Origin of the sequence: Mucilaginibacter endophyticus (assembly GCF_003351025.1) — a bacterium.
GTDB classification, from domain to species: Bacteria; Bacteroidota; Bacteroidia; order Sphingobacteriales; family Sphingobacteriaceae; genus Mucilaginibacter; species Mucilaginibacter endophyticus.
In genome coordinates this window covers 1-398 of record NZ_QPCG01000029.1, presented here as the reverse complement: position 1 = coordinate 398, position 398 = coordinate 1, and the positions used below count along the sequence as shown (strand labels likewise).

At 48.7% G+C, this 398-nt stretch carries 1 protein-coding gene; it reads left to right on the top strand.

Features of this window, described 5'->3' with window-relative positions; translation table 11 throughout:
* A partial coding sequence (locus DUL71_RS31810; protein ID WP_161964559.1) for a UDP-glucose/GDP-mannose dehydrogenase family protein occupies nucleotides 1–398 on the top strand: 398 nt, incomplete at both ends.

Below are 398 nucleotides of genomic sequence, written 5' to 3'. Positions count from 1 at the left end.
TTCAAGATCCTGAATTCGGTGATGGAAGTGAACGAAACGCAGAAGAAACGCCTGGTGGTAAAAATGCGTGAATATTATGGCGAAGGTGGCCTGAAAGGCAAACACTTCGCGCTGTGGGGCCTGGCTTTCAAACCGGAAACCGACGATATCCGCGAAGCACCGGCATTGTATATCATTGAGGACCTTTTAGCAGCAGGAGCTACAGTAACCGCTTATGACCCTGAAGGTATGCCAAACGTAAAGAAACTGCTTGGCGATAAAATAGGTTATGCTACCAACCGTTATAACGCGCTTGAAGAAGCCGACGCGCTGCTGATCGTGACCGAGTGGCCGGTATTCCGTACCCCGGATTTTGACTTCATGAAAGAAAAACTGAAATCACCGGTGATCTTTGACGG